We start from the raw sequence: 6618 nt of genomic DNA, 5'->3' as shown, positions 1-6618 counted from the left end.
AAATATCACCATATTACAAAGTAAATTTATTAAATTTTTAAGTAGAGTCCTTAAACTAAGCATCATAAAAATATTATTTAATAAATTTTATTTTACAAATCTTACTGATACTTTAGAAATTTCTTATTAATTTTCTTTCTTATTTATAAAGTCTTTTTATTGGATTTTGATAATTTTTATAAGCTATTTTTAATTTATATGGTTAGATTAATATTTGTAAGAATTTGTAGTAAATATAAATTTTAATCTTGCCCCTACAATCAGGAGCAAGGAATAACAAATTTTAGCTCTCAAGCCCTAAGTTTGCTCTATACTCTTCATATGTGCCTTTAAAATCAACCACTTCGCCATTGCCTTTTAGGTGTAAAATTCTATTTGCAAAGGCATCTATCAGCTCCCTGTCATGGCTCACACAGATGACTGAGCCGTTAAAGTTATAAAACGCCTCACCAAGCGCGATGATAGCTTCAAGGTCGAGGTGGTTATTTGGTTCATCCATGACTAGTAAATTTGGTCTATGAAGCATGAGTTGAGCTAGTCTCACACGGTGTTTTTCACCACCGCTTAGCGCACCCACTGCCTTTTCTTGCTCAGCACCACTAAAAAGCATCCTGCCAAGGCACTTTCTGATCTCGTCGATGTCCTTGTTTTTGGCATCTTGCAAGTATTCATAAAGCTTTAGCTCGCCATCTATCTTATTTACCGTATCTTGCGCAAAATATCCTAGCTCGATGGTCGCGCCTATATGCACCTCGCCCGCGTCAGGCTTTAGCTCGCCCATTATGATCTTACAAAGCGTACTTTTACCAACGCCGTTATGACCGATGATGGCTAGCTTGTCGCCCTTTTCAAGCTTAAAGTTAAAGTTTTCAAATATCACTTTATCATCAAATTTCTTACTTATATTTTTTAGCTCAATTAGCTCGTTTCCTATTTCGCGGTTTGGACGAAATAATATGCTAGGATCGCGCCTACTTGAGACTGCGATTTCTGCGATATCAAGCTTTTCAAGCTGTTTTGCACGAGAGGTCGCCTGCTTTGCTTTGCTTGCATTTGCTGAAAATCTCGCGATAAATTTCTCTAGCTCTTCTTTCTCTTTTAGCTTCTTATCACGCTCCATCTCATGCTGCTTTGCGATCAAATTTGCAGCCATATACCAGTCGTCATAGTTGCCTGAAAACTCGCGAATTTTCTTAAAATCCACATCCAAAATGTTTGTACAAACTCTATTTAAAAAATGCCTATCGTGGCTGATAACCACAAGTGTGCCCTCGTGGCGGTTTAGCTCGTTTTCTAGCCATGCGATCGCGTCTATGTCAAGGTTGTTTGTCGGCTCGTCTAAGAACAAGATGTCTGGCTTTGGAAAGAGTACTTGAGCTAGCAAAACCTTAACTTTATCGGAGTTTTCAACCTCGCTCATAAGCTTATCAAATTCATTTAACCCAAGCGAGCTTAGGATTTTTTCTACCCTAGTCTCGTACTCATAGCTTGGATCCTCCTCGGCGCTTATCATCTCAAGCTCACTTAAGCGCTCGTTTATCTCATCTGTAAATTCCTCGCTCATATAGAGCTTTTCTTTCTCTTTAACAGCGTCATATAGGCGTTTGTTGCCATAAAGCACCGCATCTTTTAGAGTGAAATTTTCAAACGCAAACTGATCTTGCCCAAGCACGCCAACTTTTAGTCCATTTTCTATGATGATCTCGCCGCTAGTTGGCTCGATAGCTCCGCTTAAAATTTTTAAAAATGTCGATTTGCCAGCGCCATTTGCACCGATTAGTCCGTATCTGTTGTGGCGATTTAGCTTTAAATTTACATCCTCAAATAGCAAACTGCTTGCAAATCTTTGAGTAAGTCCCCTAACTTCTAACATTATTTTTCCTTGAATTTATTTTTTTGCGATTTTGCCTAAAATTTGATTAAAAAGCCATTTTGCTACTTTAGTCTAAAATGCCCCGTGATCTTGTAGTTATAAAGTATATTTTCTTCTTGCACGCCAGAGCCGATATTGTGGATGACAAGCGGTGTTTGGCCTTCAAATTTATCTGAGATCACGCCGATCTGGAGCCTAGCATCATTTCGCCAAAAAGACAAAATTTGCTAGGCAAAAAGAGCCAAAAGTAGAAATTTATTCATTTTCTACTTTAAAAGCATAGTTTTTAAGATACGCTTTCCTATCTCAACGCCTGGCTGATCGTAGGTGTTGATGCCTAGTATGATACCAGTGGCCGAAGTTAGCAGCTCGTAATAAAAAATGAGCCAGCCAGCATGAAACTCATCAAGCCTCTCAAGCGTGATAGTATCGACACTTATGCCCTCTTGCACCAGCGCCATAGCCGTTGCGTCGCACTGCAAATTTATAAGCTCATTTAGGCTTAAGCCCGCTACAAAATTGCACTCTTCAAGCCCTTTTAGGCTTAAATTTGGGATAGTCTTGTCGCTCGCGTGATCTTTTATCTTTATAAATGTCACACTCTTATCTTTTACGCCGTCCATGATAAGCTGCAAAAAGCTGTGCTGATCGCGGCTGCCGACAAGTCCAACTGGCGTAAGGCCGACCCTTTTATAGCCTCTTTTTTTACCAAGACTCTCTGCCCAAAGCTGCACGTACCAGTCGTTAAATTCAAAAAATCTATCGCAATAGCTAAAAATGACATTTATGCTCGCATTTCTGCTAGTGGCGTAGTGGTAAGCTTTAGCGACTATTGAACTATCCTTTTGCTCGATGTATTGCTTCTTGCAAGCAAGCGCGCCATCTAGAAGTGCCTTTATATCGTAGCCACAGATACCAAGAGGCACAAGACCTATCGCACTTAACACGCTAAATCTCCCGCCCACATTTTTTGGGATGTTAAAAAATTTGATGCCATTTTCTTTGGCAAAATTTTCTAAATTTGTGCATGGATCGGTTATTATGAGGAAATTTTTGCCTAAATTTTTAGGCTTAAAGTCATCAAGCAAGCACTTAAAAATAGTGATCGTCTCGATCGTGTTGCCTGATTTTGAGCTTATTACAAAAAGTGTCTCGTCAAAATTTAGCCCATCAAGCGTGCTTTTGTAGCTGCAAGGATCGACATTATCTAAAAACAAAAGCTCTCTTTTTATCCCCTTTGTGCCATCAAGCATCGATTTTAGCGCCTTTACGCCAAGACTGCTGCCACCGATACCAACTAGCACGACATTTTTGATATGAGCTAGCCCCTTTTCATACTCCTCGATCTCGCCTAGTAAATTTTGCCCAAGCACTGGCAGGTGGTAGTAGCCTATCTCGCCGCTTTCGTACTCGTCATTTATGCGTTTGGCGTAGGAGTCAATGACTTCGCTACTTGCAAAGTTAAATTTAAATGAAGTTTCTATCATTTACTGCGCTCGTAAAAGAAATTTGTAGCCTCGACGAAGCCATCAATGCTGCCGCAATCAAACCTCTTGCCCTTAAATTTATAAGCTAGTACCATGCCATCTTTTGCCTGCGTTTTTAACGCGTCTGTAATCTGAATTTCGCCGTTTTTACCTGGCTTTGTTCGCTCTAAGATGTTAAAAATATCTGGCGTTAGGATGTAGCGCCCGATTATCGCTAAATTTGTCGGAGCCTCGGCAGGATCAGGCTTTTCAACCATATCATCGACCATTATGAGATCATCTTCTATAAACCTACCGCTTACGACGCCATAAGACTTGGTCTGCTCTTTTGGCACCTCCATCACAGCTACTACGCTGCAGCGATACTTTTCATAAATTTTAACCATTTGCGAAAGCACGCCCTCGCCGTTTTCATTTATGCATAGATCATCTGCCAAAATGACCCCAAAAGCTTCATCTCGAACTAGAGTTTTGCCCGTATAAATGGCGTGTCCAAGCCCTTTCATGGCATTTTGCCTAGTAAATGAAAATGTACATGAGCTCATTAAATTTCTAACTTCGCTTAGTAGTGACTCTTTTGAGCTGCCTGCGATCTCTTTTTCTAGCTCGTAGCTGATATCAAAATAGTCCTCAAGCGCCCTTTTTCCGCGTCCTGTGACAAAGGCCATATTGTCCATGCCAGCCTCAAGCGCCTCATCAACGCCGTAGTGAATGAGCGGTTTTGTAAGGATCGGCAACATCTCTTTTGGGAGCGATTTTGTAGCTGGTAAAAACCTCGTTCCATATCCAGCCGCTGGAAATAGGCAAGTTTGTATCATTTTAGTCCTTCATGAAAAATTGCAAAATTCTACTATCTTTTCCTTAATAATATAAATTTGTTTGAATTTACAAGGCTTTAATTAGCAAATTGATAAGATTTTTAAAATTTTAAAAAAAGAGCAAATTTGCAGACGATTGATAGGATTTTCAAAGCCCAGCTTGATATAAAAAAGTCAAATTTCTTAGCGTTTTTGTGCCCGATAAGCTCGTTTAAAAGCTTACATGAGAGCCTAAAAGAGGAGCATTTTAAGGCTGTTCACGTAGTTTGGGCGACAAGGGAGCTAAACAAATACGGCCAAATCGTTGAAAATCAAAGTGATGATGGCGAGCCAAAGGGCACTAGCGGCCAGCCAAGCCTAAATGCGCTAAGGGGTGCTGAGCTTATAAATGTTGGCGTCTTGATAGTCAGGTATTTTGGCGGGATAAAGCTTGGCACTGGAGGGCTTGTTAGAGCCTACTCAGGGGCTGTAAATGAAGCGATAAACGAAGCCATAAAAGATGGTGGCGTGATGAAATTTGAGATAAAAGATGAGATCAAATTTTTTACGCCATTTTCGCTGATGAGCCGCTTTGAGCACTATTTTGCCACTAAAAATATAAGCGAGTTTGAAAGAGAATTTAATGACTCTGGAGCGAACTGGAGCGTAAATTTAAACGAAGCCGAGTTTGCTGAGCTATTTAAATTTTGCAAAGAATTTGAAGCAAGCGAGTTTAAATTTCTAGCCTTGCCACTTGGCAGCAAAGCGCTGTTTATTTATTAATTGTAAAATCGCACAAATTTAAAAAGAAAGTAAAAAATGGAAATTTGGAACGACATTTATAACCACTTCAACCCAGTCGCTTTTAGTCTCTTTGGCTTTAGCGTGCACTGGTATGGGCTTATGTATATCTTAGCCCTTGTTTTGGCGCTTGCCATGGCAAAATATCTCGTTAAAAAAGACAAAATCCCAATCTCAAATCAGCTTTTGGATAATTACTTTTTCTGGGTTGAAATAGGCGTTATTTTAGGCGCTAGGCTTGGCTGGGTTTTAGTCTATTCAGGCGAAGTAAGCTACTACTTGGCGCAACCTTGGCAAATTTTTAATCCATTTCATAACGGCGAATTTATAGGAATTCGTGGCATGAGTTACCACGGAGCAGTAGTTGGCTTTTTGCTTGCGACATATCTATTTTGCAAAAGGTATAAACAAAATTTATGGCAGCTACTTGATCTTTGTGCCGTTTGCATACCTTTTGGCTATACATTTGGCAGGATCGGAAATTTCTTAAATCAAGAGCTTTTTGGACGAGTTACAGATGTGTCTTGGGCGATAAATGTTTTTGGCCAACCAAGACATCCTAGCCAACTTTATGAGGCATTCTTAGAAGGTTTAGTTATTTTTATTATTTTATTTTTATATAGGAAATTTAAAAAATTTAATGGCGAGCTGATCGCGCTTTATGCTATTTTATACACTTTTGCAAGATTTATTTGTGAGTTTTTTAGAGAGCCTGACTCAGGGCTTGGATTTATTATTTTTGATCTTTCAATGGGTCAAATATTATCACTTATCATGTGTGGTTTTGGAATTTTTATTTATGCTATGCTTTATAAAAAATTTTCAAAGCTCTAATATAAGTGTTTAAAAAATATTAAAGTAAAAATCTGCTAGCATTAGCTTTATCAATTAATACTAATATTTAAATTAGTATTAAGAAATGATAATTTATTTCAAATTTCTTAGGAGGGCTCATGACCGGGCTTATAGAAGGTTTTTTGGGAAAACGGTCGGACGACAAAAAAAGTCGCACTCCAGCCGCTTGGGATAGATGGCAAAGTATTACAGGGTTTATTTTGGCCTGTTTTATATTGTGCCATATGGTTTTTACTTCTACCATACTACTTGGCAAAGACGCATTTAACGCTGTCGTAGGGTTTGCGGAGGCTAAATTTTTATTCGGCGAGGCTACTTGGTGGATTACTAACGTCATAGCTGCGGTAATATTTGCCATTTTTATCGCTCATGCATTTTTAGCTATGAGAAAATTTCCAGCAAACTACAGACAATATTTAATGTTTAGAGGCCACAAAGACCGTATGAAGCACCTTGACACTACGCTTTGGTGGTTTCAGTTTTTAACCGGTTTTGCTCTATTTTTCGCAGCCAGCGCGCACCTAGTGGATATAGTCTTTGGCGGACATATTACTGCCGACAAATCAGCGGCTGCATTTCATCAACTAGAAATTTTCTACTTCGCACTACTTGTTTTTATGGTCGTTCACGCTAGTATCGGTATGTACCGCTTGTATGTCAAATGGATAAGCATTGATGGTGCAAATAAGCACGAAATGTTTGCCAAAAGAAATAAGGCAAAAACAATTGTATTTGCCGTTTATGGCATACTTGCTATAATTGCGCTAATCGCCGATTTCGTGTGGATCAGCCATTAAAAAGGAGC

General features: G+C 39.2%; 7 protein-coding genes. 3 read left to right on the top strand and 4 right to left on the bottom strand.

Annotated features, from left to right (window positions below):
• Positions 1-283: 283 nt before the first annotated feature.
• The 4 genes from F3G66_RS06820 to galU form a co-directional block, all read right to left on the bottom strand.
• Positions 284-1873, bottom strand: a complete 1590-nt coding sequence (locus F3G66_RS06820; RefSeq protein WP_149707580.1) for an ABC-F family ATP-binding cassette domain-containing protein — start codon at positions 1871-1873, stop codon at positions 284-286.
• A gap of 62 nt (positions 1874-1935) precedes the next feature.
• Positions 1936-2094 (bottom strand): DUF1287 domain-containing protein, encoded by a 159-nt coding sequence (locus F3G66_RS06815; RefSeq protein ID WP_223154228.1) that lies wholly within the window; start codon positions 2092-2094, stop codon positions 1936-1938.
• A 45-nt stretch (positions 2095-2139) separates the two neighbouring features.
• Positions 2140-3360 carry a glucose-6-phosphate isomerase gene (locus F3G66_RS06810; RefSeq protein ID WP_149707579.1) on the bottom strand — a complete coding sequence of 407 codons (1221 nt, stop codon included), beginning with the start codon at positions 3358-3360 and terminating at the stop codon, positions 2140-2142.
• Positions 3357-4178, bottom strand: a complete 822-nt coding sequence (gene galU / locus F3G66_RS06805) for a UTP--glucose-1-phosphate uridylyltransferase GalU (protein ID WP_009294249.1) — start codon at positions 4176-4178, stop codon at positions 3357-3359. Before galU ends, F3G66_RS06810 begins: the two co-directional genes overlap by 4 nt.
• Positions 4179-4304: 126 nt before the next feature.
• Here galU and F3G66_RS06800 point away from each other — a divergent pair, with 126 nt between their 5' ends.
• The 3 genes from F3G66_RS06800 to F3G66_RS06790 all read left to right on the top strand — a co-directional run bounded on the left by F3G66_RS06800 (position 4305) and on the right by F3G66_RS06790 (position 6610).
• Positions 4305-4940 (top strand): IMPACT family protein, encoded by a 636-nt coding sequence (locus F3G66_RS06800; protein ID WP_149707578.1) that lies wholly within the window; start codon positions 4305-4307, stop codon positions 4938-4940.
• Positions 4941-4976: 36 nt separating this feature from the next.
• Positions 4977-5792, top strand: a complete 816-nt coding sequence (gene lgt / locus F3G66_RS06795) for a prolipoprotein diacylglyceryl transferase (protein WP_149707577.1) — start codon at positions 4977-4979, stop codon at positions 5790-5792.
• A gap of 119 nt (positions 5793-5911) precedes the next feature.
• Entirely contained in the window at positions 5912-6610 is a 699-nt protein-coding gene (locus F3G66_RS06790) for a fumarate reductase cytochrome b subunit (RefSeq protein WP_021091688.1), read from the top strand.
• Positions 6611-6618 lie beyond the last annotated feature (8 nt).

This window comes from Campylobacter concisus, assembly GCF_902460665.1.
Taxonomy (GTDB): domain Bacteria; phylum Campylobacterota; class Campylobacteria; order Campylobacterales; family Campylobacteraceae; genus Campylobacter_A; species Campylobacter_A concisus_AL.
Note: the sequence above shows the minus strand (reverse complement) of the source record. Positions and strands in the feature narration are given on the sequence as shown.